The organism is Micromonospora sp. CNZ296, assembly GCF_007827635.1.
This window is the reverse complement of sequence record NZ_VISW01000004.1, coordinates 440135-463678: the sequence shown is the minus strand read 5'-3', so window position 1 is coordinate 463678 and position 23544 is coordinate 440135. Positions and strand designations below refer to the sequence as shown.

The window sequence follows — 23544 nt, the reverse complement described above, 5'->3', positions numbered from 1 at the left end:
GCCACCGCGTCGCCGTCATGTACCTCGGCAAGATCGTCGAGATCGGCGACCGCGACGACATCTACACGCGGCCGCAGCACCCGTACACCCGGGCGCTGCTGTCGGCGATCCCGGACGTCACCACCCTCGGCCCCGCCGGACGCATCCGCCTCACCGGCGACGTGCCCACCCCACTCAACCCGCCGTCGGGCTGCCGCTTCCGCACCCGCTGCTGGAAAGCCACCGACCGGTGCGCCACCGAAGAACCCGCCCTGACCACCCGCCACGACGGCAGACAGCTCGCCGCCTGCCACTACCCGGAGAGCGGACCGGTCGGCGTGCCGACCGGCGAACCCGTGGAGGTGTCCCAATGAGCCTGTCGCCGGTCGAGGGCGTCGCGCTCGCCGAGATCGAGTCGCCCGGCGAGGGCGACGAGAGCGGTAAGAAGGAGTTCGTCGGCCGGTCACCCGGCCAGCTCGCCCTCGCGCGGCTCAAGCGGGACCGCACCGCGCTGATCAGCGGCGGCCTGCTGGCGTTCTTCGTGCTCGTCGCGCTCGCCGTGCCGCTCATCGAGGCGCTGTACGGGGTGGGGCCGAAGGAGCAGTTCCAGAGCCGCCTCGACGGCTACGGCATGCCGTTGGGCTACGCCGGCGGCGTGACCGGTGAGCACTGGTTCGGCCTGGAACCCGGTCTCGGCCGGGACATCTTCATCCGGATGGTGCACGGGCTGCGGACGTCGCTGTTCATCGCGTTCGCGGCGGCCGTGCTGACCGCGGTGATCGGTGTGACGCTCGGGACGCTCGCCGGTTACCTGGGCGGCTGGCTGGACACGGTGATCAACTGGATCACCGACCTGACCCTGGCCATGCCGTTCCTGATCATCGCGCTGGCCCTGATGCCGACCGTCGCGCTGCGCTTCTACGGACAGCGCGAGGCCGTGCCGGCGTACTTCCAGATCGGTGTGCTCATCGCGATCTTCGCCCTGTTCGGCTGGACCGGTACGGCCCGGCTGGTCCGGGGCCAGATCATCGCGCTGCGCGAACGCGAGTTCGTGGAGGCGGCACGGGCCAGCGGCGCGGGTCTCGGGCACATGCTGTTCCGCCAGTTGCTGCCGAACGCCTGGGCGCCGATCCTGGTCGCCTTCTCGCTCGCGGTGCCGCAGTACATCACCAGCGAGGCCGCGTTGTCGTTCATCGGCGTCGGCCTCACCGACGAGACGCCGAGCTTCGGCCGCATGATCTACCGCAGTCTCGACTACCTGCAGACCGACCCGGCGTACGTCTTCTTCCCGGGCATCACCATCTTCGCGCTCGTGTTCGCCTTCAACCTCTTCGGTGACGCGCTGCGCGACGCGCTCGACCCGAAGTCGTCCCGGTAGGAGGCCGGCCCATGACGCGATTCCTCATCCGCCGGCTGCTGTCCGCCGCGCTCACGCTGTTCGCGGTGAGCGTGCTCAGCTTCCTGATGTTCTTCGCGCTACCCCGCGACCCGGTCACCGGCATGTGCCCGAAGAACTGCAACCCGGAGCGACTGGAGCGGGTCCGCCAGGAGCTGGGCCTGCGTGACCCGCTGATCAGCCAGTACGCCGGCTACATGAAGGGCATCTTCACCGGCCGGGACCTGGGCAGCGCCCAGGGCGGCCGGTGCGACGCCCCCTGCCTCGGCTGGTCGTACGTGTCGAACGAGGCGGTCTCCGACACCATCGCCCGGGTGCTGCCGGTGACGCTGAGCATCGTCATCCCGGCGGCGATCCTGTGGCTGCTGCTCGGCGTCGGCCTGGGCATGCTCTCGGCGCTGCGCCGGGGCAGCTGGCTGGACCGGGCGGCGATCGGCTTCTCGCTCACCGGCGCCTCGTTGCAGCTCTACTTCGTCGGCGCGGTGCTGCTCATCGTCTTCGTCTACAACCTGCGCCTGCTGCCGGTGCCGAGCTACACCTCGTTGTTCGACAATCCGTTGAAGTGGACGAGCGGGCTGGTGCTGGCGTGGGTGGCGCTGGCGTTCCTCTTCTCCGCGATCTACGCGCGACTGTCCCGGGCGCAGATGCTGGAGACACTCTCGGAGGACTTCGTCCGGACCGCGCGGGCGAAGGGCCTGGCCAAACGCAAGGTGTACGGCCGGCACGCGCTGCGCGCCGCGATCACACCGGTGGTGACGATCGCCGGTCTGGACGTGGGCGGAGCGCTGGGCGGCACGGTGATCACCGAGACGACATTCGGTCTGAACGGGATGGGGCGTACCGCTGTCGACGCGGTCCGCTCGGGCGACCTGCCGACGATCATGGCGACCGTGCTGATCGCGGCGGTCTTCGTGGTGCTGGCGAACGTGGTGGTGGACCTGCTCTACGCGGTGATCGACCCGCGGGTACGGCTCGGCTGAACCGCGACGAAATTTATCGACAACTGTTATCCAACTCGTAGCTTTTCTTCTTTACGATCCTCGGGACGTCGGCGGATGCGCTCGGCGCACGGGTGGAGGAGGTAGGACATGCGACCACGCGCAGCGGCCGCCGCTGGCGGCGCCATCGCACTGGTTGTGGCACTCGGTGCCTGCTCGGAGAACACGGGCGAAGGCACCAAGGTGGACGGCAACCGGCAGCAGACCGGGGTCATCGCGACCGACCCCAAGGACTCGCAGGGACCGGCCGCCGAGATCGACGGCGCGGCCAAGGGCGGGACGTTCACCATCATCCGGGAGACCCCCATCTCCCACCTGGACCCGCAGCGGACGTACTCGTTCGCCGGTCTGATGGCCAACCCGCTCTTCGCCCGCTACCTGACCACCTGGAAGGACGACGGCAAGGGTGGCCTGGTCCTCGTGGGTGACCTGGCCGAGACGCCGGGCAAGAACGTCAACAACGACTGCAAGGTCTGGGAATTCACCATCAAGGACGGGGTGAAGTTCGAGGACGGCAGCCCGATCACCTCGAAGGAGATCGCGTACGGCATCGCCCGCTCCTTCGACCCGGACCTCACCGGCGGCCCCACCTACATCCAGGAGTGGCTGGCCGACACCGCGCAGTACGACACCAAGTGGGACTTCAAGAAGAACAAGACGTCGCTGCCGCCGGGCCTGACCACGCCGGACGACAAGACGCTGCGCTTCGAGTTCGCCAAGCCGCGCTGCGACCTGCCGTTCGCGGTCTCGCTGCCCACCACGGCGCCGCTCAAGCCGGAGAAGGACACCGGGGTCAACCTGGACCAGAAGCCGTTCTCGTCCGGCCCGTACAAGATCGCGAAGAATCAGGTCGGAGTGCAGCTCACGCTCGACCGCAACCCGAACTGGGACGCGAAGACCGACCCGGTGCGGCACCAGTACCCGGACCAGTTCGTGTGGAGCTTCGGGCCGACCGCCGACGCCGCCAACAACCGGGTGATCGCGGACAACGGCGCCGACCAGAGCGCGCTGGCGTTCAACTCGGTGCCTGCCTCGCTCGTGGCCAAGGTCGCCGGTGACCCGGCGCTGAAGTCCCGCACGCTGCTGTCCCCGACCCCGAGCGCCAACCAGCTCGTGATCAACACCCAGCGGGTCAAGGACCTGAAGATCCGCCAGGCGCTCAACTACGCGATCGACCGCGAGGGCCTGGTCAAGGCGCTCGGCGGCCAGACCGTCGCGCAGCCGATCACCACGCTGATGCCGCCGTCGACCATCGGCTACAAGGCGTACGACGCGTACCCGGCCGGCGCCAACGGCAATGTGGAGAAGGCCAAGGAACTGCTCGGCGGCCAGACGCCCGAGCTGGTCCTCGGCGTCGCCGACAACACGACCGAGCAGGCGGAGGCGGTCCAGCTCAAGGGCAACCTGGAGCGTGCCGGCTTCAAGATCACCGTCCGGAACATCCCGGACGACGCGAAGCTGGACGAGGTCAAGAAGAAGAACAACCCCTGGGACCTGTACATCGGTAACTGGGCGGCGGACTGGCCGAGCGGCGCGTCGATCCTGCCGGTGCTCTACGACGGCCGGACCATCAAGGCCGAGGGCAACAGCAACCAGTCGTACTTCAACGACGACGCGATCAACGCCGAGATGGACCGGATCCTGGCGCTGCCGCCGTCCGAGCAGGGCCCGGAGTGGGGCAAGCTCGACGAGCGGATCATGAAGGAGCACGCTCCTGTGGTGCCGCTCTACGTGGACGTGGCGTACAACGTGCACGGCTCCAAGGCGGGCGGGGTGTTCATCTCCTCCGTGTTCGGCTACCCGAACTTCGTCAACGCGTACGTCAAGCAGTAGCCCGTAGGTGAAGGAAGGGCCCCTTGTTAACGCCTCGCGTTAACAAGGGGCCCTTCCTCTACCGCAGGCGTTAAAAGGGGGCCCTTCCTTACAAGTAGCGGCGGAGGAAGTCGAGCTCCAGCCGGAGCAGGCGCTCGGACACGCCGCCGGCGGCCAGGTGGCTCGCGCCGGTCAGCGGCAGCACCGCGTGCGGGCGGCCCGTCGCCAGCAGCGCCGCGGACAGCCGCAGCGTGTGCGCGGCCAGCACGTTGTCGTCGGCCAGGCCGTGCACCAGCAGCATCGGCCGGGCCTGCGCCGGATCGCCGAGCGGCTCTGCGGCCAGCTCGACCAGCGAGTGGTGGGCGTACACGTCCATCCCGTCGTCCGGCATGCCCAGGTAGCGCTCGCTGTACGCCGTGTCGTACAGCGCCCAGTCGGTGACCGGCGCGCCGACGATCGCGCACTTGAACAACTCCGGGTGCCGCAGCACCGCGAGCCCGGCCAGCCAGCCGCCGAACGACCAGCCGCGCACCGCCACCCGTCCCAGGTCCAGATCCGGGTGCTTGTCGGCGAGCGCGGTGAGCGCGTCCACCTGGTCGGTGAGGATCACGTCGGCGACCCGCCTGTGGATCGCCTTCTCGAACGACGGCGCGATGCCCGGCGTACCCCGGTTGTCGATGGTGACCACCGCGAAGCCCTGCTCGGCCCACCACTGCCGTTCCAGCCAGACGCTGCGGGCCGCGACCACCTCCTGGTGGCCGGGGCCGCCGTACACGTCCAGCAGCACCGGCAGCCGGGTGCCCTTGACGTGCTCGGCCGGGTAGAGCACCGCGCTGGGCAGCCGCCGGTCGGTCACCCGGACCATCGTCGGCCGCGGCGCGTACGAGCAGGTGGCGGCGAACGAGCGCAGTTCACCGACCTCGCGGTCGCCGTGCCACACCCGCCAGCGGACGCCGGCGTGCTCCAGCGAGGCGATGCCCACCGCCAGCGTCGACCCGCCGATCGAGGCGGTGTGCCAGCCGGGGTCGCTGCCCATCCGGCGGGCGTCCATGCCGCCGCCGATCGTGGTGCGCACCCGGTAGAGGTGACGCTGGCTCGGTTCGCCCTCGCTCGCCTCCACCAGCAGGTCCGCCGCCGCGTTCGGGCCGTTCGGCAGCCGCCCGACCACCCGCCGCACGTACAGCGACGGCGGGGTGAGCAGCGTGCCGTCGGCGAACAGGCAACGCGCGTCGTACCCGTCGTGGGCCAGCTCGCCGCCGACCAGGACCCGCCCGTCGGGCAGGTGCGCCGGGGTGCCGGGGATCGGCTCCACCCAGCGCGGGTCGGCCAGCTCGGCGTGCACCTGCGTCTCCCCGGTGCGCGGGTCCACCGCGAGCACCAGGCCGTGCTGCTGCGAGCGGCGCAGCACGGTGATCAGCGGCCCGCCCTCGGTCCAGTCCACCGAACTCAGGTACGGATAGGTCTCGCGGTCCCAGTGCACGTCGACCCAGCCGCCGTCGAGGTCGAGCAGGTGCAGGCTCACCTCCGCGTTCGGCCCACCCGCCACGGGGTACGCGAGCGACGTCGGCGGGCTCGCCGGGTCGGCCGGGTCGTGCAGGTACCAGCGTTCCAGGCGTGATTCGTCGACCCGGGCGGCCAGCACGCTGCGCCCGTCCGGCGCCCACCAGTAGCCCCGGTAGCGGTGGAACTCCTCGGCCGCGATGTGCTCGGCCAGACCCCAGGTGACGCCGCTGTCCTCACCGGCGAGCAGGTTGTCCGTACCGTCCGGCTCCACCACCCGCAACTGACCCCGGCGCACCCCCTCGGCGGCGTCGGTGACGTACGCCAGCCGCTCACCGGCCGGGTCGGGCCGCGGGTCGATCACCGGCCCGATCGCTGCCACCTCGATCACGTCGCCGTGCACCAGGTCGGCCCGGAACAGCCGCCCGGCCAGCGCGAACGCGGCGACCCGGCCGGCCGAGTCCAGCGCGTACGAGCCGATGCCGCCGGAGCTGAGCCGCAACCGCTCGCGCAGCGCCCGTTCCCCGGGGGCGAGGCGGGCCGGCTCGGCGTCCGTGCCCAGCAGCACCGCCGGGTCCGCGACCAGTCGTTCCTCGCCGCTGTCGACGTCGAGCAGCCAGAGCGCGTCGGCCGGGTCCTCCGGTCCCGCGGAACGCAGGAAGATCACCCGGGCGCCGTCGCCCGCGACGGTGACGGCGCGCGGCGCCCCGTGGCTGAACCGACGGGTACGGGCGGCCAGCTCGGGAAAGTCCACGCCTGCAGAGTAGGCGGGCGCCGGAGGTGATGTGGCCGACCTGGGCGGACGCATCACCGTCGAGCGGGCAGGACCGCCGGTTAGAGTGACGGGCGTGACGACCCTGCCCGACCGACGCCTTCTGCTGGTCCACGCGCATCCCGACGACGAGTCGATCGGCACCGGCGCGACGATGGCGCACTACGCCGCCACCGGCGCCCACGTCACGCTCGTGACCTGCACGCTGGGCGAGGAGGGCGAGATCCACGTCCCGGCCCTGGCGCAGCTCGGCGCGGCCGAGGCGGACCAGCTCGGCGGCTACCGGATCGGTGAGCTGGCGGCCGCCTGCGCCGTGCTCGGCGTGACCGACCACCGGTTCCTCGGCGGGGCGGGCCGCTACCGTGACTCCGGCATGATGGGCCTGGCCACCAACGAGCACCCCCGGGCGTTCTGGCAGGCCGACCTGGACACCGCCGCCGGGTACCTGGTGGAGGTCATCCGCGAGGTCCGTCCCCAGGTTCTCGTCACGTACGACCCGGACGGCTTCTACGGCCACCCCGACCACATCCAGGCGCACCGGGTGGCGATGCGGGCGGTGGAGCTGGCCGCGGCCGAGGGGATCGCCCCGGCGAAGGTCTACTGGACGGCCATGCCGCGCAGCGTCCTCGACGCCGGCCTGGAGACGTTCACCGAGTCCTCGGACAATCCGTTCGCCGGCATCGAGAGCGCCGACGAGCTGCCGTTCGGCACGCCGGACGCGGAGATCGCCGCCCGGATCGACGGCACCGACCAGCACGCCGCCAAGGAGGCGGCGATGCGCGCCCACGCCACCCAGATCCCGGCGAACTCCTGGCTCTACTCGATCGCCGGCAACTTCGGCGGCGAGTTCATGGGCGTCGAATACTTCACGCTCGCGGTCGGCGAGAAGGGGCCGGGCGCCGGCCCGTACGGCTGGGAGGACGACCTCTTCGCCGGCATCGCCCTGGACGGTACGCAGCGGTCCCCGGTCGCGGCGGCCGGTCTCCGGTGACGCTGCCGGCCGTACCCGTGTCGACCCTTCCCGAGCAGCCGCCGACGGCCGCGACGCCGAGCCCGGCGGAGCGGGTGCTCGACCGCGCGCTGCGGGTGGCCGGCGGCGTCGTGACGGTCTGGGCCGGCGTCCTGCTGGCGCTGCTCGACCTGATCTTCGCGACCTGGGCCTGGGAGACCGTGCAGGGCCGCTCCGGCGGGCTGCGGGCGCTTCTCGGTGTCGGCCTGGTGGCTGCCGGCGTCGTCGCGGTGGTGGCGACGACTGTGCTGCTGGGCCGGTTCGCCCACCGGTCGACGGGTACGCGCTGGGCGGTGGCGCTCGGCGCGCTGCCGTGGTTCCTGGTGATCGTGGTGGGGGGTTTCCGGACCGTCGAGGGCGATCTGGCGCTCGCCGGTGACAACGTGCTCGGCCTCGCGTTGATCGTGGCCGGCGCGGTCACGTTCGCGGTGCTGGGCTTCCGGCACCTGGTGACGCCGCCCGACGCACGGTGAGGTGCTGACGCCGCACAGCTCGCGGTGGTAGACATTCCTGCCAGGAGGCCCGCCGAGGGAGCGGGCGGTACGGCGGGAGGCGTGCGATGGGTCAGCGGTGGCGTGCGGTAGGCGTGCTGGCGGCCGCGTTGTTCGGGGTGAACGTGGTGGCCCGGCTGGTCATCAAACTCGCGTTCCCGGACGACGACACCGCCTCCGGCCGCGTCTCGCTCGCCATGTTCCTGGTCATCGGGCTGATCCTGGCGGGCACCGCGTTCCGGTGGGGCGCCGACCGGCCGCTGGGCCGCTGGGCCGGCGACCTGGCCGCCGCGGTCGCGATCGCGCTGGCGCTCACCGTGTTCGTCGGTCCGCTGCTGGTCGGGGAGAACCCGTTCGGCGGCGGCGCGGGCCTGTTCTTCGCCCAGATCTGGCTCTATCTCGCGGCCACCGCGGCGGGCGTGCTGGTCGGCTACCTGATCCTGACCGCGCTGGGCCGGGACTACCGGTCCCGCCAGCTCAAGCGGTACGCCGAGATGAAGCGCACCCGGCCCCGCAGGATCGTCCGGCGCTGACCGGAGCGCCGCTCAGGCCGCCGGGGCGACCCGGGTCAGGTAGGTGTGGTGGGTGGTGAAGCCGAGCCCGCGGTAGAGCGCCACAGCGCCGCTGTTGCTCTGTTCGACCTGGAGGAACGCGTGGGTGGCGCCCTCAGCGGCGCCCCAGCCGGCCAGGGCGCGTACGACAGTGGCGGCGAGCCCTCGACGGCGTGCCTCCGGCACCGTCTCCAGCAGGCTGACGCCGAGCCAGCGGCCTGCGCCGGTCACCGTGCCCCGCCCGACCGCGAGCAGCCGGCCGTCCTCGCGCAGTTCGGCGAAGCGGACCTGGGGCGTCCCGGTGAGCACCTGCCGGGCGGCGTCCGGCAGCCCGCCCTTGCGGCCTGCGGCGATCGCCAGCCAGTCGTCGGCGGGCGCGTCCGTCAGCGTCACCGGCGGCACATCGGCGGGGGCGTCGGCCGGCAGCGGGGTGGAGGTCGGCAGCGGAACAGCGGGCGGCACGGTCAGGGTGCGCAGCGGGACGGTCTGGACCAGCACCGGGGGCCGGGACGTCCAGCCGCGTGCGTCCAGCTCCGCGCCGACCGGGGCGGCCAGCGGCAGCGGGGTGTTCACCAGGGCGGACCCGCCGCGCTCGGCGTACCAGCGCTGCACCGCGTCCAGCGCGGCGGGCAGCGGGCGGTCCGGGTCGCCGACGGGCAGCGCGCTGTTCGCCCGCCCGGTCCAGCCGTCGGCCCAGCGCAGCCGCCAGTCGCCGAGCCGTCCGCGTACCGGTGCGGGCCAGGCCTCGTCGGCGGCCAGCTCCAGCGCGACCACGGCGGCGGCGGTGGGCCGCCGGGCCGGTGGCACCCGCTTTGCCCGGTGCACCTCGGCCACCGGTACGCGCAGCGGCCCGGCGTCGGTGGACAGAGTGATGTGGGTCTCGCTCAGCTCCACGAGCTCGCCGAGCGCGTCGGAGAACAGCGTGCGGCCCTCGCGAATCCCCACAATCCGGCGGACCACGATCCGGTGTCCCACGTCCTGCTGTCGGAGCACGATCGACCCCCTCCCCGGCGAGATACTAGGCTCTTACCGTTGCGGTTGATCGCGACGAGTCTTGCGGAGGAGAAGACCGGTGACCTACATCATCGCCGAGCCGTGCGTGGATGTGCTCGACAAGGCATGCATCGAGGAGTGCCCGGTCGACTGCATCTACGAGGGCAACCGGATGCTCTACATCCACCCCGACGAGTGCGTCGACTGTGGTGCCTGTGAGCCGGTCTGCCCGGTGGAAGCGATCTTCTACGAGGACGACGTCCCGGAGCAGTGGAAGGACTACACCGGGGCCAACTACGAGTTCTTCGAGGACCTGGGCTCGCCCGGTGGCGCCTCGAAGATCGGCAAGGTGGAGAAGGACGCCACCTTCGTCGCCGCGCAGCCGCCGCGCGGCGAGGGCCACTGAACCGGCGCACGCCGGTCTCGGCACGGCTGCCCGACTTCACCTGGGACACCCTGGACGCCGCGGCCGCCACGGCCGCGGCGCACCCGGACGGTCTCATCAACCTGTCGATGGGCACGCCGGTCGACCCGGTGCCAGACCTGATCCGGCAGGCCCTGGCCGACGCGTCCAACGCACCGGGCTACCCGCTGACCGCCGGTACGCCCGCCCTGCGGAACGCGATCGCGGGCTGGGTCGCGCGGGCCTGCGGTGCGGGCGTCGACGGCCTGGGTGTGCTGCCGACGATCGGCTCCAAGGAGCTGGTGGCCGGGCTGCCCACCCTGCTCGGGCTCGGCCCAGGTGACGTGGTCGTGGTGCCGTCGGTGGCCTACCCGACCTACGAGGACGGGGCCCGGCTGGCCGGCGCGACGACGGTACGCACCGACTCGCTGACCGCGCTGGGCCCGGATCCCCGGGTCCGCCTGGTCTGGGTCAACTCGCCGGGCAACCCGACCGGCCGCGTGCTGCCCGCCGCCCACCTGCGCAAGGTGGTCGAGTGGGCGCGCGAGCGCGGCGCGGTGGTCGCCAGCGACGAGTGCTACCTGCCGCTGGGCTGGGACGCCGAGCCCGTCTCGGTGCTCTCGCCCGAGGTGTGCGGTGGCTCGTACGACAGTGTGCTGGCGGTGCACTCGCTGTCCAAGCGCTCCAACCTGGCCGGCTACCGGGCCGGGTTCGTCGCGGGCGATCCGGCGCTGGTGGCCGAGCTGCTCAAGATCCGTAAGCACGCGGGCCTGATCGTGCCCGCCCCGGTGCAGGCCGCCATGGTGGCCGCGCTCGGCGACCAGGAGCACGCCGACGCCCAGCGCGAGCGCTACCGCGTCCGGCGGGAGAAGCTGCGCGAGGCGTTCACCGCCGCGGGTTTCACAGTCGAGCACTCGGAGGCCGGGCTCTACCTCTGGCTCACCCGGGACGAGGACTGCTGGGAGACCGTGGACCGGCTGGCCCGCCGGGGCATCCTGGTGGCCGCCGGTGTCTTCTACGGCCCGGCCGGCGCCCGGCACGTCCGGGTGGCCCTCACCGAGTCCGACGAGCACGTGGACGCGGTGGCCGGGCGGCTCGCCGGGGCCTGACGTGGCGGGCGGGCTGGCGCGGGCAGCGGTGGTCGGCACCGGGCTGATCGGCGGTTCGGTGCTGCTGCGGCTGCGCGACGCCGGGCTCGACGTCGCCGGCTGGGATCCCGATCCGGCGGCCCGCCGGCAGGTACGCGACCGGGGCGTCGACGTGCCCGACACGGTCGAGGAGGCGGTCACCGGCCGGGACGTGGTGTTCCTCTGCGGCCCGCTGCCCACGCTGCCGACGACACTGGCCCGGGTCGCCGCCGTGACCGACGACGACTGCGTGCTCACCGACGTGGGCAGCGTCAAGGCCGAGGTGAGCACCGCCGCCACCGTTCAGGGGCTCGGGCACCGCTTCGTGCCGGGCCATCCGATGGCCGGCGCGGACCGGGCCGGCGCGGCCGCGGCCGGCCCGGACCTGCTCGACGGCGCCGCCTGGGTGCTCTGCCCGGGGCCGACCGGCCTGGGCGCGTTCCGGCGGCTGGCAGTGCTGCTGGTGGACGTCTTCCACGCCCGGGTGGTGCCCATGTCCGCCCCGGAGCACGACGGCGCCGCCGCGCTCGCCTCGCACGTACCGCACGTGCTGGCGGGCGCGCTGGCCGGCACCGTGCACCGGTCGGCGTTGCGGGACGCGGTGCTGACGCTCGCCGCCGGCAGCTTCTCCGACGGCACCCGGGTCGCCGGCGGGCCACCCGAGCGGACCGCGAACATGCTGCTCGGCAACCGGGACCGCGTGCTCGCCGAGCTGGACGCGCTCGGCGCGTTCCTGACCGAGCTGACCGAGGCGCTGCGCGCCGGCGACGCCGGTGCGCTGGCCGACCGGTTCGCCGAGGGGCGGGACGTCCGCTCCACGCTGCGGGCACGCGTGTTCAGCGCGCACCGGCGGGAGTTCCCGGCGGCCGCCGACCACGCGGGGGAGCTGGCGTACCTGCGGGAACTGGGCGCGGCGGGCGGTCACCTGAGCGAGGTGCGGGAGGCGGCCGGCGCGGTCACCTACATGGGGCACCTGCCGGCCACCCCGCCGTTAGGCTGAGCGGCATGGCTGACGCACCGGTCGTGGCGGTACGCGGTGAGGCGTACCGGGAGGTGGCTCCCGAGCTGGCCCGGTTCACCGTGACAGCGGTGGCGCGCGACCGGGACCGGGAGACCACACTGACCCGGCTGGCCGAACGGGCCGCCGCGGTGCGCGCGTTGCTCGACGCGGCCGGGCCCGTGGTGGAGCGCCGGGAGACCGGCCAGGTCCACGTCTGGCCGGTGACGAAGCGCGCCGGCGAGCGGGTGGTGGCCTACCAGGGCAGCGTGAGCACCACAGTGACGACCACCGACTTCACCGCGCTCGGTGACCTGATGCTCCGCCTGGCCGACCAGGAGCAGGTCGAGGTGGCCGGGCCGGTGTGGTCGCTGCGTCCGGACAGCCCGGCCTACCGGGAGGCGCGGCAGGCCGCGATCGCCGACGCGCTGGTCCGGGCCCGGGAGTACGCCGAGGCGCTCGGCGCCCAGGTGATCGCGTTGCGTGAGCTGTCCGACACCGGGATGAGCGCCGGGCCGCCGATGATGATGGTCGGGGCGGCGTACTCGCGCTCCGGCGAGCCGGAGCGCGAGCTGGAGCTGGACCCGGCGCCGCAGCCGGTGCAGGCGGCGGTCGAGGCGCGGTTCACCATCAGCGAGCCGGTGCTGGGCTGATGCCACAGGCGGAGGTGCTCTCGCTCGACGAACTCGTCGCCCGGGCGCGGGCGCTGGCCGAGGACGGCCCGCGTCAGCTGCTCGGCATCGCGGGCGCGCCCGGCGCGGGCAAGTCCACGCTGGCGGAACGGATCGTGGCCGCGCTCGGCCCGGTCGCCCGGCTGGTCCCGATGGACGGGTTCCACCTGGCCGGGTCGGCGCTGGCGCGGCTCGGCCGGGCCGACCGCAAGGGCGCGCCGGACACGTTCGACGTCAACGGCTTCGTCTCCACGCTACGCCGGTTGCGCCGGGTGGAACCGACGTCGGTGTGGGCGCCGGAGTTCCGCCGCGACCTGGAGGAACCGGTCGCCGGGGCGATCGAGGTGCCGCCCGAGGTGCGCCTGGTGGTCACCGAGGGCAACTACCTGCTGCTGCGGGACGACCCGTGGGAGGAGGTACGCACGCTCGTACACCAGATCTGGTTCCTGGACCTGGACGCGGAGCTGCGGCTGCGCCGGCTCACCGCGCGCCACGAGGCGTACGGGAAGTCGCCGGAGCAGGCCCGCGCGTGGGCTCTGGGCAGCGACGAGGAGAACGCCCGGCGGGTCGCCGGCACGGCCGGGCACGCCGACCTGGTGGTACGCCTGGCCGACCCGCCGCAGGCGTGACGCCGGGCCGGGGCGCCGGTCCGTCGCGGGCGGGAGGCCGGGCGAGGTCAGCCGGTCCGCTGCCGGGGTGACGGCACGGTGCGGCGCAGCAGCCGGGACACCACCGCGCGCTCGCGGGTGAACTCCACCGACTCCGGATAACCGCTGTGGCTGCGGATGGGCGGGTCGGCGACCTCGCCGCCGGACGGGTGCAGCGCCTCCGGGTCGGCCACCGGCACGTCCCGCTGGCCGGCGCTGACCTGCCAGCCCAGCGGGTCGGTGTCCCGCCAGAAGTTCGTCCAGGCCACGTGCCCGCCGGGCCAGGTGAGCGCGCCGGCCAGCGCCCGCAGCCGTTCCGGCCCGAAGTAGGACGGGAAGACCCGCCCGTAGAGCCGGGTGAGCTGGCAGCCGTAGGAGAAGAACCAGGTCCGTCGCCGCCACCGGCGGGGCAGTTGCAGCAGCACCGCGGCGCAGATGACGGTGCCCTGGCTGTGCCCGGAGAGGATGACGCCGTCCATCCGGTCGCCGTGGTGCGGCGGCAGCGCCAGCAGGCCCGCCACCCGGGTCTGGAGTTCCGGTACGGCGCGTTCGGCGTAGCTGGGCGGCGCGAGCGGATGCGCGGCCCGGGGCCAGAACGTGCACACGTCCCAGATCACGCCGACCGAGCGGCGTACCGAGTCGGTGCGGTAGACGAGCAGCCCGAGCGCCGCCATCACCACCGGCAGCCAGCCGAGGAGCGTGTCGCCGCGCTCGGCGGTCCAGTGGATGGCGGTCTGCCAGCCGGACGGGGACAGCGGGCTGGGCCGCTCGCCGGACAGCGCGGCGGCGCAGCAGAGGGTGACCAGGATCGCGCAGAACGCGGCGTAGCAGCCGACGAGCCGCACGGCGTGCTCGCCGACCAGCCGGTGCAGCGCCCGGTAGGTGCTGACGTCGCGGCAGCGCCGCAGGTCGTGTGCGGACAGCCCGGGTGTGCCGGCCAGCCCGGCGTACTCGACCCGGCGCAGCCGGTGCAGCAGGACGACGGCCCGGATCAGCACCCCGACCAACGCGGCCAGGCCGATCGCGCAGGCCAGCCCGGCCCAGAAGACGGCCAGTGGCGGCACGACCCGGCTCGGGCCGCTCGGCTCGGCCGACGCGTCGAGCCGGTCGCTGACCCAGTAGAGCAGCCCGGCGCAGTACGCCACCGCCATCATCCAGCCGAACCCGGCGATGACCGCCGGGGCGCAGCCATGCCAGGCGAGATCGGTGTACGCGCCGAGCGGCTGGGTCGGCACCGCCGGCCGCAGACGGGGCAGGAACAGTCCGGCGGCGGCCAGCGCGACGGCCGGGCCGACGAGCATCCAGGTGTGCAGCTCGTCCGGCGCGGCGGGCAGCACGGGCAGGCCGCGTTCGATCCATGTCGCGCCGAGCGGCAGCAGCAGCATCCCGGTGGCGGGTCCGATCAGCGCCCGGCGGCCGGAGCGGTTCGCCGCGGCGATGGCGAGCAGCAACAGCACCTGGTACGCGACGAGCCAGGCGATCGCGGTGTCGTACCCGGGCAGTGACCGGTCGGCGCGACAGCCGGCGGTGTCCGGTTGCGCCGCGCATCCGTCCGGCGGCCGGTACGCCGACAGCGGCTGCCCGGCCGTCCCGTCGGGGAGCAGCAGCAGGACGAACGCCCCGACCAGTCCGAGCGCGGTGAGCGTCGCGACCGCCGCGCTCCACCGGCCGAGCGGGGTGGCGCCCTGCCGTCGGCTCAGCCAGGGACGGGCGACCGCGACCACGGCGATCACCACCACGGCGGCGAGCAGCGCCACAGTGGGCCAGGCGACGGCGGCCCGTACGCCGCGCGGCGGATCCATGATCAGCACCGCGGCGACCGGTACGGCTGCGGCGCTGACGGCGCCGGTGCACAGGTGCAGCACGGCGGCCCGGCGCAGTTGCCCTTCCCCGTTCCAGAACGTCGGGTCCTGGAGCGGGTTCTGCGGGGGCTCGCGCGGGTTCGGTCGTTCGACCGGCTCACCATCCTCCCGGGCCGGCGCGTGGTGGTGCGGGTCGGCGGGCATCTGCGCCTCGTACTGGTAGGTGCGGAAGGCGACGAGCCCGATCGCGGCCAGCACGAGCAGCGGCAGCAGCAGCCCCAGCGCGAGCGCCCGGGTGCCCTCGCGCCACCAGGAGTCGCCGAGGAACTCCCACGGGCCGGGGAGCCGGCCGAGGCAGGCCGCGTCCACGCACTGCCAGCCGACCAGGTCCACTCCGACGCCGGTCACTGTGACGACGAGCGTGCAGGTCAGGCTCAGGCAGAAGAGGCGGATCAACCAGGCGGTGATGCCGGACCGGCTGGCCCAGCGTTCCTGGTCCGGGTCGGGCGGGATGCCGGCGCGGGCGTGCAGCGCGACGTTCGCCAGCGCGAAAGGGAGCATCAGCGTCCACAGCGCTCGTTCCACGTCCCGCCGGGTCCGCGCGCCGGAGGTCAACTGCCCCCAGCTGTACGCCTCGACCGTGATCGGGTCGTCCCGGCCGGCGGTGCTGGACCGGTAGAAGCCGGTGGTCTGACCGCCGGCGACCAGTGTTGGTTGCGCACCGTCACCGTTGACACCGGCGGTCAGGCCGAGCAGCTGATCCGGCGGGGTGTTGGAGACCCCGTGCACCCGCAGTTCGAGGACCCGTTCCATTGTGCCTCCCGGTAAACGCACTACTACCCAGAGTGCGTGACCGGACGGGAATCCGCATCCGCTGGAGCGGTTGTTCCCGCAGCTCAGGACGGTTGATCCAGGTTCCTGATCGGGCGAGCGGGGTTACCCACCGCCACCACGTTGGCCGGTAGGTCGCGGGTGACCACCGCGCCGGCGCCGACCACCGTGTTCTCGCCGATGGTCACCCCGGCCAGCACGATCACGCCCCCGCCGAGCCAGACGTTGTCACCGATGGTGATGGGCTGGGCCGACTCCCACTTGGCCCGGCGCGCCTCCGGCTCCACCGGGTGGGTGGCGGTGAGCAGCTGCACGTTCGGTCCGATCTGGACGTCCGCGCCGATGGTGATGCGGGCGACGTCGAGGAGGACCGCGTTGAAGTTGACGAAGGTGCGCGGGCCGATGTGCGTCTGGAAGCCGTAGTCGCAGTACAGCGGCGGCCGGACCCAGGCGTCGTCGCCGAGCGAGCCGAGCAGTTCGCGCAGCGCGGCGAGGCGGCCCGCCGGGTCGTCGGCGGAGCTGCGGTTGAAGCGTTCGCCGAGCCGGGCCGCGCGCTCCAGATCGGCGATGATCGCGGGGTCGTCGGCGATGTACTGCTCGCCGGCCAGCATCCGGTCCTTCATGGAGGTCATTGCTCGATCGTCCCGGCCCGCCCGGGACCGGGGCGGCGGTTCCGTCGGATCGGCGACTTCCCGATGCATACGCGGTATGCAATCCTGATACCCGCGTCGATGTGTCTCTCATCGATGAAACGTCCGACGAAGGAGGAAGGTTGCTCCGGAACCGCAGAAAGATGACGGCGCTCGGCCTCGGCCTGGCGCTGGCGCTCGGCCTGCCGGTGCCCGCGCTGGCCGCCACGCCCACCGCGCCGACCGGCCCGTCCGCCCCTGCCGGCCCGTCCGCCCAGCCCGGCGCCGGCCCGGTCACCGTCACCCTGATCACCGGCGACCGGGTCACAGTCGCCTCGGGCGGCCGTGCCGCGGTACGCCCCGGCGCCGGCCGCGCCGGCATCCAGTTCCTGGTCGGGCGGGAGCGCGACCGGCTCACCGTGATGCCGCAGGACGCGCTCCCGCTGGTCCGCGCCGGCAAGCTCGACCGGCGCCTGTTCGACGTGAGCGGGCTGATCGAGGCCGGGTACGACGACGCGCGGCGCGGCAGCGTACCGCTGCTCGTGACGTACCGGCCGGGGGTGGCCCGGCGGACGGCGGCCCCGCTCGCCGGCGCGCGGGTGACCCGCGACCTGCCGGCGATCGCCGGCGCGGCCGTCGTCGCCGACAAGGGCGACACCGGCGCGCTCTGGAAGGCGGTGAGCGCCGACCGCTCCGGCGCCCGGCTCGACGCGGCGGGGGGTGTCGACCGGATCTGGCTCGACGGCCGGCGGCGGCTGACTCTCGATCACAGCGTGCCGCAGATCGGCGCGCCGACCGCCTGGGCCGCCGGCTGGACCGGTAAGGGCGTGCGGGTCGCGGTGCTCGACACCGGCGTCGACCTCAGCCACCCGGACCTGGCCGGCAAGGTCGCCGAGTCGCGCAACTTCACCGAGGAGGCGGACCCGGACGACATCGTCGGGCACGGCACGCACGTGGCCTCCACCATCGCGGGCAGCGGCGCCGCCTCGGGCGGGAAGTACCGGGGCGTGGCGCCGGACGCCACGCTGCTGTCCGGGAAGGTCTGTGAGGTCTACGGCTGCACCGAGTCGGCCATCCTGGCCGGCATGCAGTGGGCCGCGGCCGAGCAGCACGCCACTGTGGTCAACATGAGCCTCAGCGGCGGTGACACCCCGGAGGTGGACCCGCTGGAGGAGGCGGTCGGTACGCTCACCGAGCAGCACGGGACGCTGTTCGTGATCTCCGCCGGCAACGACGGCGCCGACGGTTCGGTCGGCTCGCCGGCCACCGCCGACGCCGCGCTCGCGGTCGGCGCTGTGGACCGGGACGACGTGCTCGCCGACTTCTCCAGCCGCGGGCCCCGGGTCGGCGACGGGGCGATCAAGCCGGACATCACCGCGCCGGGTGTGGAGATCGTGGCCGCGCGGGCCGCGCACGGCCAGATCGGCGACCCGGTGGGGGACCGGTACGCCTCGCTGTCCGGCACGTCGATGGCCGCCCCGCACGTGGCCGGCGCGGTCGCGCTGCTCGCCCAGCAGCACCCCGGCTGGACGCCCGAGCGCTACAAGGCGACGCTGATGGCCTCGGCGAAGCCGCACCCGGAGCAGACCGCGTTCCAGCAGGGTGCGGGCCGGGTCGACGTCGCCCGCGCGATCACCCAGCAGGTGACGAGCGAACCGGCGTCCGTCTCGTTCGGCGTGGCGGCCTGGCCGCACACCGACGACCAGCCGGTCAGCCGGACCGTCACCTACCGCAACGGCGGGACCGCCCCGCTCACGCTCGATCTGAGCACCGAGTTCACCGGACCGGGCGGGCGGACCGCGCCGGCCGGCATGCTCACCCTCAGCACCTCGCGGCTCACCGTTCCGGCGGGCGGCAGCGCCCAGGTGACAGTGGTGATCGACACCCGGCTCGGCGGCGCCGACGGCTACTGGACCGGCCGCCTGCTCGCCCGCGCCGGCGACGCGGTGGTGGTGACCCCGCTCGCTGTCGACCGCGAGGTGGAGAGCTACGACCTGACCGTGACCCACCGCAACCGCTCCGGCGCCCTGACCGACGGCTACTACACCGTCCTGCTCGGGCTCGACGACGGCACCTACCGGGACGTCTACGGCGCCGGCGGCGAGACCCGGATCCGGGTGCCGAAGGGCCGGTACGGCGTACAGAGCCTGATCTTCGTCGACGGTGACCAGGGCTGGTCGGAGGTCTCCTTCCTCGCCCAGCCGGAACTGGTGGTGGCCGGGAACCAGCGGCTCGCGCTGGACGCCCGGCGGGCGAAGCCGATCCGCACCACGGTGCCGCAGCGCGGCGCGGCGCCACTGCTGATCGACCTCACAGCGGCCTGGGGATTCGGCGACTACTACAACAGCTTCGGGCTGTGGACCGACAGGTTCGAGGGCCTCTACTCGGCCCAGATCGGCCGTACCGTCTCCGACAAGGTCTTCGTCGGCGCGCTCGCCAGCCAGTGGGTCGAGCCGACAGCGCCCGAGCGCAGCCCGTACTTCTACGGCCTGAACGACCTGTTCCCGGGCCGGTTCCCGACCGGCTTCGTCCGGCACTACCGGCCGGCCGACCTGGCCACCGTCACGAACCGGTTCGCCGCCGGCTACGCCGGGATGGACAACGAACTGGTCGTCTACGCGGAGCGCGACTACAACATGGGCGGCTCGGCGATCGTCCTGCCCGTCCAGGTGCCGGGCAAGCGGATCGACCACCTCAGCGTCACCCGGACCCGCTGGAGCGCCGAGCTGGCCTTCGGTGAGCGGGCCGAGGAGGGCTGGCTGGAGCCGCGGGCGGCGCTGGAACGAGTGCCGACCCGCTATCAGGCCGGGCACAGCTACCGCGACGAGTGGAACAAGGCCCCGTTCGGCCCGTCCTTCCCGCAGCCGCAGTGGCCGGAGCAGGGCATCACCCGTACCGGCGACACCGTCATCGTCTCGCTGCCGGTGCACAGCGACGCGGCCGGGCACCCGGGCGGCTCGCTCAACGACACCGAGCACACCCGGCTCTACCGCAACGGCAAGCTTGTCGACGAGTCGCCCTACCCGGGTTACGGCGAGTTCACAGTGCCGCCGGGAACGGCGAACTACCGGCTGGAGACCAGTGCGACGCGCGGCTTCACCGACCTGAGCACCGAGGTCACGGCGAGCTGGACGTTCCGCTCCAAGCGGGTACCGGGCGACGTGCCGGCCCGGCTGCCGGCCATGGCGGTCCGGTTCACCCCGCCGCTGGCGGCGGACAGCTCGGCCCCGGCGGGCCGGACGTTCACCGTGCCGGTGACGGTGCAGCGTCAGCCCGGCGCGCCGTCCGGCCGGGTCGTGGCGCTCACCGTCGACGTCTCCTACGACGGTGGCAAGACCTGGCAGAAGGCGGCGCTGAAGAAGCAGGGCGGGGCGTGGACGGCCACCGTCCGGCACCCGGCCGGCCCGGGGTACGCGTCGCTGCGGGCCACCGCCCGTGACGACGCCGGCAACACCGTGACCCAGCGGATCATCCAGGCGTACCGCCTGCGGTGAGCCGGCCGTCCGGGTCCGCGCGGCGGTCGCCGTCGCGGACCCGGACGGGGGTACGGCTCAGTCGTTGGCGTGCAGCGCGGCGTTGAGCGCGATGCCCTGGCCGGTGCGGGGCTTCGCCTCCAGCGCGCCGGTCACCGAGTTGCGCCAGAACAGCAGCCCGTCGACGCCGGACAGCTCGCGGGCCTTGACCGTCCGGCCGTCCGGCAGGGTGATCTTCGAGGCGGCGGTGATGTAGCAGCCCGCCTCCACCACGCAGTCGTCGCCGAGCGTGATGCCGACACCGGCGTTCGCGCCGACCAGGCTCCGCTCACCGATGCGCACCTTCTCGGTCCCGCCGCCGGAGAGCGTGCCCATGATCGAGGCGCCGCCGCCGATGTCGGAACCGTCGCCGACAACCACACCCTGCACGATGCGGCCCTCGACCATCGAGGTGCCGAGCGTGCCGGCGTTGAAGTTGACGAAGCCCTCGTGCATCACGGTGGTGCCGGACGACAGGTACGCGCCCAGCCGGACCCGGTCCGCGTCCGCGATCCGCACCCCCGACGGCACCACGTAGTCGGTCATCCGGGGGAACTTGTCCACCCCGTACACGGACAGGTGGCGGCCGGCGGCCCGCTCGATGACACGCAGCTCGTCCACCCGCTCCGGCGGGCACGGCCCGGCCGACGTCCAGGCCACGTTCGCCAGCTTGCCGAAGATGCCGTCGAGGTTCAGCTCGTTGGGCCGCACCAGGCGGTGGGAGAGCAGGTGCAACCGCAGGTACGCGTCGGCGGCGTCCTTGATCGGGTCGTCCAGCGAGCCGATCACAGTGGTCACCTCGACAGTGCGCAACCCGGGCAGCGCCCGCTCCCCGATCGCGCCCGGAGGCAGGTCGAGCACGTCGGCCCGGTCCTCGCCGGGCACCAGAGGCAGCTCGCCCAGACCCAGCTTGCCGGTCGGGTACCAGGTGTCGAGCACCTGGTCCTGCGCGGTGACGGTGGCCAGGCCGATGCCCCAGGCGGATGGTGCGGACGTCACTGTGTCACCTCTCGTTCCGGCGGCGGCGTCCGCCGCTGCTCGCGGCCGGGGGCGCGGCACGTGTCCCTCGCGCCCACCGAGGATGACGGTACCGTGCGAGACATGCAGAACCCGTTGACCCCCGAGGTCCTGGCCGATCCGGTGGCGCTGACCCGCGCCCTGGTCGACATCGAGTCGGTATCCCTCAACGAGAAGGCCATCGCCGACTGCGTCGAGGAGGTGCTGCGCGGTGTGCCGCACCTGACCACCTACCGGCACTCGAACACCGTCATGGCCCGGACCGACCTGGGTCGGGCGCAGCGCGTGGTGCTCGCCGGCCATCTGGACACCGTTCCGCTCAACGGCAACTTCCCCTCGACCATGCGTGGCGACCTGATGTACGGCTGCGGCACCTCCGACATGAAGTCCGGGGTCGCCTTCGCGCTGCACCTGGCGGTGACGCTGCCCGACCCGCGCTACGACGTCACGTACTTCTTCTACGAGGCCGAGGAGATCGAGTCGAAGTACAACGGCCTCACCCTGGTCGCGCAGAGCCACCCCGAGTGGCTGGAGGCCGACTTCGCGGTGCTGCTGGAGCCGACGTACGGGATCGTCGAGGCGGGCTGTCAGGGCACCATGCGGGCGGTGGTCACCACGCACGGCGAGCGGGCCCACGCGGCGCGCTCCTGGCACGGCGTCAACGCCATCCACGGCGCGAGCGAGGTGCTGCGGCGGCTGACCACGTACGAGGCCCGCCGGGTGACGATCGAGGGCTGCGACTACCGCGAGGGTCTCAACGCGGTGCGGATCACCGGCGGGGTGGCCGGCAACGTCATCCCGGACCGCTGCGAGATCGAGATCAACTACCGGTACGCCCCGGACCGCGACCCGGCGGGCGCCGAGGCGCACCTGCGCGAGGTCTTCGCCGGCTTCGAGCTGGAGGTCACCGACGCGGCGGCCGGTGCGCCGCCCGGACTGGAGAGCCCGGCGGCGCAGGAGTTCCTGGCGGCGGTCGGTGCGGCGCCGATCGGCAAGCTGGGCTGGACGGACGTGGCGCGGTTCGCGGCCATGGGCATTCCGGCGCTGAACTTCGGCCCCGGCGACCCGAACCTGGCGCACCACAAGGACGAGCACGTCGAACTGACCAAGATCCGGGACGGCGCGGCGACGCTGCACCGCTGGCTGGCCCCGGCCTGACGCGCTGCGATCCCGGGGTCCGCGCCCGCCTCGCGGACCCCGGGACCGTCAGACGGTCGTCGTCAGGGGTGCTTCCGCCTCGCCGGTCTCGCCGGTCAGGTCGGACCGGTGGGTCTCCATCATCCGGGCGCGGCGGCGCTCGGCCACCACGTCACGGATCCGCCGCTGCATCTGACGGCGGATCCGGATCATCTCGCTGTTACTGATCAACGCTGGCTCCTCCCCCGAAGGCGCGTCGCCCGGGGTATACCGGGTATGTGAATAGTAAGACGTACGTGCGACCGAATTAGTTGCCCGGATCCCAAAGATTTCTTCGGCTCCCGGGCCTGCGCGCCCCGCCGGAGCCGCTCTACTACGGTGACCCCATGGGCGAGAGCAGCGGAATGTCGGCCGGGCGCGGCCAGCGGGGGGAGCGGCACCGGGGAGAACGGCATCGCGGCGCGGTGACGCTGCGCAACCGGGCGATTCCGACGAGTACGGCCGACCAGCGGCTGCTCGACTCCCGGGGACGCAGCGACTGGAAGACCAAGGACGCCTGGCGCGCGCTGCGGATCCTGTCCGAGTTCGTCGAGGGCTTCGACACCCTCGCCGACCTGCCCCCGGCGGTGAGCGTGTTCGGCTCCGCCCGCAGCAAGCCGGACAGCCCCGAGTGCCGGATGGCCGAGGAACTGGGCGGCGCGCTGGCCCGGGCCGGGTACGCGGTGATCACCGGCGGCGGTCCCGGCGTGATGGAGGCCGCCAACCGGGGCGCCGGTGAGGCCGGTGGCCTCTCCGTCGGGCTCGGCATCGAGCTGCCGTTCGAACAGGGCCTCAACGACTGGGTCGACCTGGCCATCGACTTCCGCTACTTCTTCGCCCGCAAGACCATGTTCGTCAAGTACGCCCAGGCGTTCGTGGTGCTGCCCGGCGGCTTCGGCACCCTGGACGAGCTGTTCGAGGCGCTCACCCTGGTGCAGACCGGCAAGGTGACCCGCTTCCCGGTCGTGCTGATGGGCACCGACTACTGGCAGGGCCTGCTCGACTGGCTGCGCGGCACCATGGCCACCGAGGGCAAGATCGGTCCGGCCGACCTCGACCTGATCCGCCTCACCGACGACGTCAACGAGGCGGTCCGGCACATCGTGGAGGCCGAGGCCGTGCTCTCCGCCGAGCAGGAAGCGGTCCGCGAGGAGGCGGTCGCCCGGGTGGCCGCCGACCAGCGCGCGGCCGCCGAGGCCGCCCCCGAGGGCCCGGCGGGACGGAGCTGACC

The 23544-nt window shown here is 73.1% G+C and carries 21 protein-coding genes; 15 read left to right on the top strand and 6 right to left on the bottom strand.

Annotation, left to right across the window (positions count from 1 at the left end; translation table 11 throughout):
* From FB455_RS10185 to FB455_RS10170, 4 genes are all read left to right on the top strand, one after another.
* On the top strand, positions 1–353 hold a 353-nt coding region (locus tag FB455_RS10185), incomplete at its 5' end, for an oligopeptide/dipeptide ABC transporter ATP-binding protein (RefSeq protein ID WP_486481519.1).
* On the top strand, positions 350–1357 hold the full coding sequence (locus FB455_RS10180) for an ABC transporter permease (protein WP_013288443.1): 1008 nt from the start codon (positions 350–352) through the stop codon (positions 1355–1357). The genes FB455_RS10185 and FB455_RS10180, both read left to right, overlap by 4 nt.
* Positions 1358–1368: 11 nt before the next feature.
* On the top strand, positions 1369–2355 hold the full coding sequence (locus FB455_RS10175; RefSeq protein ID WP_013288442.1) for an ABC transporter permease: 987 nt from the start codon (positions 1369–1371) through the stop codon (positions 2353–2355).
* Between the two features lie 108 nt (positions 2356–2463).
* The gene (locus FB455_RS10170; protein WP_013288441.1) at positions 2464–4206 is read left to right on the top strand and encodes an ABC transporter substrate-binding protein; all 1743 of its coding nucleotides are present in this window, start codon (positions 2464–2466) and stop codon (positions 4204–4206) included.
* An 88-nt stretch (positions 4207–4294) separates the two neighbouring features.
* On the opposite strand, the gene FB455_RS10165 is transcribed toward FB455_RS10170, so the two are convergent.
* Positions 4295–6439: a S9 family peptidase gene (locus FB455_RS10165; protein ID WP_013288440.1), complete on the bottom strand. Its 2145-nt coding sequence runs from the start codon at positions 6437–6439 to the stop codon at positions 4295–4297.
* A gap of 85 nt (positions 6440–6524) precedes the next feature.
* Here FB455_RS10165 and mshB point away from each other — a divergent pair, with 85 nt between their 5' ends.
* The 3 genes from mshB to FB455_RS10150 all read left to right on the top strand — a co-directional run bounded on the left by mshB (position 6525) and on the right by FB455_RS10150 (position 8490).
* Entirely contained in the window at positions 6525–7448 is a 924-nt protein-coding gene (gene mshB / locus FB455_RS10160) for an N-acetyl-1-D-myo-inositol-2-amino-2-deoxy-alpha-D-glucopyranoside deacetylase (RefSeq protein WP_174361742.1), read from the top strand.
* Between the two features lie 17 nt (positions 7449–7465).
* Positions 7466–7939, top strand: a complete 474-nt coding sequence (locus tag FB455_RS10155; protein WP_412535472.1) for a hypothetical protein — start codon at positions 7466–7468, stop codon at positions 7937–7939.
* 86 nt (positions 7940–8025) lie between these two features.
* A complete protein-coding gene (locus FB455_RS10150) occupies positions 8026–8490 on the top strand; it encodes a hypothetical protein (protein ID WP_145753051.1) in 465 nt (154 codons plus the stop codon).
* A 12-nt stretch (positions 8491–8502) separates the two neighbouring features.
* Here FB455_RS10150 and FB455_RS10145 read toward each other — a convergent pair whose 3' ends face one another.
* Positions 8503–9501 (bottom strand): GNAT family N-acetyltransferase, encoded by a 999-nt coding sequence (locus tag FB455_RS10145; protein WP_145753049.1) that lies wholly within the window; start codon positions 9499–9501, stop codon positions 8503–8505.
* Between the two features lie 79 nt (positions 9502–9580).
* Here FB455_RS10145 and fdxA point away from each other — a divergent pair, with 79 nt between their 5' ends.
* Genes fdxA through FB455_RS10120 form a run of 5 tightly spaced genes read left to right on the top strand, consistent with a single transcriptional unit; the run spans position 9581 to position 13328 of the window.
* Positions 9581–9907 carry a ferredoxin gene (gene fdxA / locus FB455_RS10140; protein WP_007464872.1) on the top strand — a complete coding sequence of 109 codons (327 nt, stop codon included), beginning with the start codon at positions 9581–9583 and terminating at the stop codon, positions 9905–9907.
* A complete protein-coding gene (dapC, locus tag FB455_RS10135) occupies positions 9904–11013 on the top strand; it encodes a succinyldiaminopimelate transaminase (RefSeq protein ID WP_013288435.1) in 1110 nt (369 codons plus the stop codon). The genes fdxA and dapC overlap by 4 nt, the downstream gene beginning before the upstream one ends.
* A 1-nt stretch (position 11014) precedes the next feature.
* Positions 11015–12031: a prephenate dehydrogenase/arogenate dehydrogenase family protein gene (locus FB455_RS10130; protein WP_145753047.1), complete on the top strand. Its 1017-nt coding sequence runs from the start codon at positions 11015–11017 to the stop codon at positions 12029–12031.
* A gap of 5 nt (positions 12032–12036) precedes the next feature.
* Entirely contained in the window at positions 12037–12681 is a 645-nt protein-coding gene (locus FB455_RS10125) for an SIMPL domain-containing protein (RefSeq protein ID WP_013288433.1), read from the top strand.
* Positions 12681–13328, top strand: a complete 648-nt coding sequence (locus tag FB455_RS10120) for a nucleoside/nucleotide kinase family protein (RefSeq protein ID WP_145753045.1) — start codon at positions 12681–12683, stop codon at positions 13326–13328. Before FB455_RS10125 ends, FB455_RS10120 begins: the two co-directional genes overlap by 1 nt.
* Before the next feature lie 47 nt (positions 13329–13375).
* Here the strand turns inward: FB455_RS10120 and FB455_RS10115 are convergent, their stop codons facing one another.
* The gene (locus FB455_RS10115; protein WP_145753042.1) at positions 13376–15961 is read right to left on the bottom strand and encodes a hypothetical protein; all 2586 of its coding nucleotides are present in this window, start codon (positions 15959–15961) and stop codon (positions 13376–13378) included.
* 83 nt (positions 15962–16044) lie between these two features.
* Complete coding sequence (locus tag FB455_RS10110) at positions 16045–16611, bottom strand: sugar O-acetyltransferase (RefSeq protein ID WP_145753040.1); 567 nt, start codon at positions 16609–16611, stop codon at positions 16045–16047.
* Between the two features lie 140 nt (positions 16612–16751).
* Here FB455_RS10110 and FB455_RS10105 point away from each other — a divergent pair, with 140 nt between their 5' ends.
* Positions 16752–20102 carry a S8 family serine peptidase gene (locus FB455_RS10105; protein ID WP_145753038.1) on the top strand — a complete coding sequence of 1117 codons (3351 nt, stop codon included), beginning with the start codon at positions 16752–16754 and terminating at the stop codon, positions 20100–20102.
* A 57-nt stretch (positions 20103–20159) separates the two neighbouring features.
* On the opposite strand, the gene dapD is transcribed toward FB455_RS10105, so the two are convergent.
* Positions 20160–21119: a 2,3,4,5-tetrahydropyridine-2,6-dicarboxylate N-succinyltransferase gene (dapD, locus tag FB455_RS10100; RefSeq protein ID WP_013288428.1), complete on the bottom strand. Its 960-nt coding sequence runs from the start codon at positions 21117–21119 to the stop codon at positions 20160–20162.
* A 102-nt stretch (positions 21120–21221) separates the two neighbouring features.
* Between dapD and dapE the strand changes: the two genes are divergently transcribed.
* Positions 21222–22295 (top strand): succinyl-diaminopimelate desuccinylase, encoded by a 1074-nt coding sequence (gene dapE, locus FB455_RS10095; RefSeq protein WP_030273854.1) that lies wholly within the window; start codon positions 21222–21224, stop codon positions 22293–22295.
* Positions 22296–22343: 48 nt separating this feature from the next.
* On the opposite strand, the gene FB455_RS34245 is transcribed toward dapE, so the two are convergent.
* A complete protein-coding gene (locus tag FB455_RS34245) occupies positions 22344–22505 on the bottom strand; it encodes a hypothetical protein (protein ID WP_013288426.1) in 162 nt (53 codons plus the stop codon).
* A gap of 173 nt (positions 22506–22678) precedes the next feature.
* On the opposite strand from FB455_RS34245, the gene FB455_RS10090 reads away from it, so the two are divergent.
* Complete coding sequence (locus FB455_RS10090; protein ID WP_013475238.1) at positions 22679–23542, top strand: LOG family protein; 864 nt, start codon at positions 22679–22681, stop codon at positions 23540–23542.
* Positions 23543–23544: the final 2 nt, after the last annotated feature.

Bases quoted from the DNA above. Each gene is read 5' to 3' on its own strand.
- FB455_RS10175 (WP_013288442.1), top strand. From the start codon at position 1,369: ATGACGCGATTCCTCATCCGCCGGCTGCTGTCCGCCGCGCTCACGCTG.
- dapE (WP_030273854.1), top strand. From the start codon at position 21,222: ATGCAGAACCCGTTGACCCCCGAGGTCCTGGCCGATCCGGTGGCGCTG.
- FB455_RS10090 (WP_013475238.1), top strand. From the start codon at position 22,679: ATGTCGGCCGGGCGCGGCCAGCGGGGGGAGCGGCACCGGGGAGAACGG.
- FB455_RS10170 (WP_013288441.1), top strand. From the start codon at position 2,464: ATGCGACCACGCGCAGCGGCCGCCGCTGGCGGCGCCATCGCACTGGTT.
- FB455_RS10180 (WP_013288443.1), top strand. From the start codon at position 350: ATGAGCCTGTCGCCGGTCGAGGGCGTCGCGCTCGCCGAGATCGAGTCG.
- FB455_RS10125 (WP_013288433.1), top strand. From the start codon at position 12,037: ATGGCTGACGCACCGGTCGTGGCGGTACGCGGTGAGGCGTACCGGGAG.
- FB455_RS10115 (WP_145753042.1), bottom strand. From the start codon at position 15,961: ATGGAACGGGTCCTCGAACTGCGGGTGCACGGGGTCTCCAACACCCCG.
- FB455_RS10120 (WP_145753045.1), top strand. From the start codon at position 12,681: ATGCCACAGGCGGAGGTGCTCTCGCTCGACGAACTCGTCGCCCGGGCG.
- FB455_RS10110 (WP_145753040.1), bottom strand. From the start codon at position 16,611: ATGACCTCCATGAAGGACCGGATGCTGGCCGGCGAGCAGTACATCGCC.
- FB455_RS10150 (WP_145753051.1), top strand. From the start codon at position 8,026: ATGGGTCAGCGGTGGCGTGCGGTAGGCGTGCTGGCGGCCGCGTTGTTC.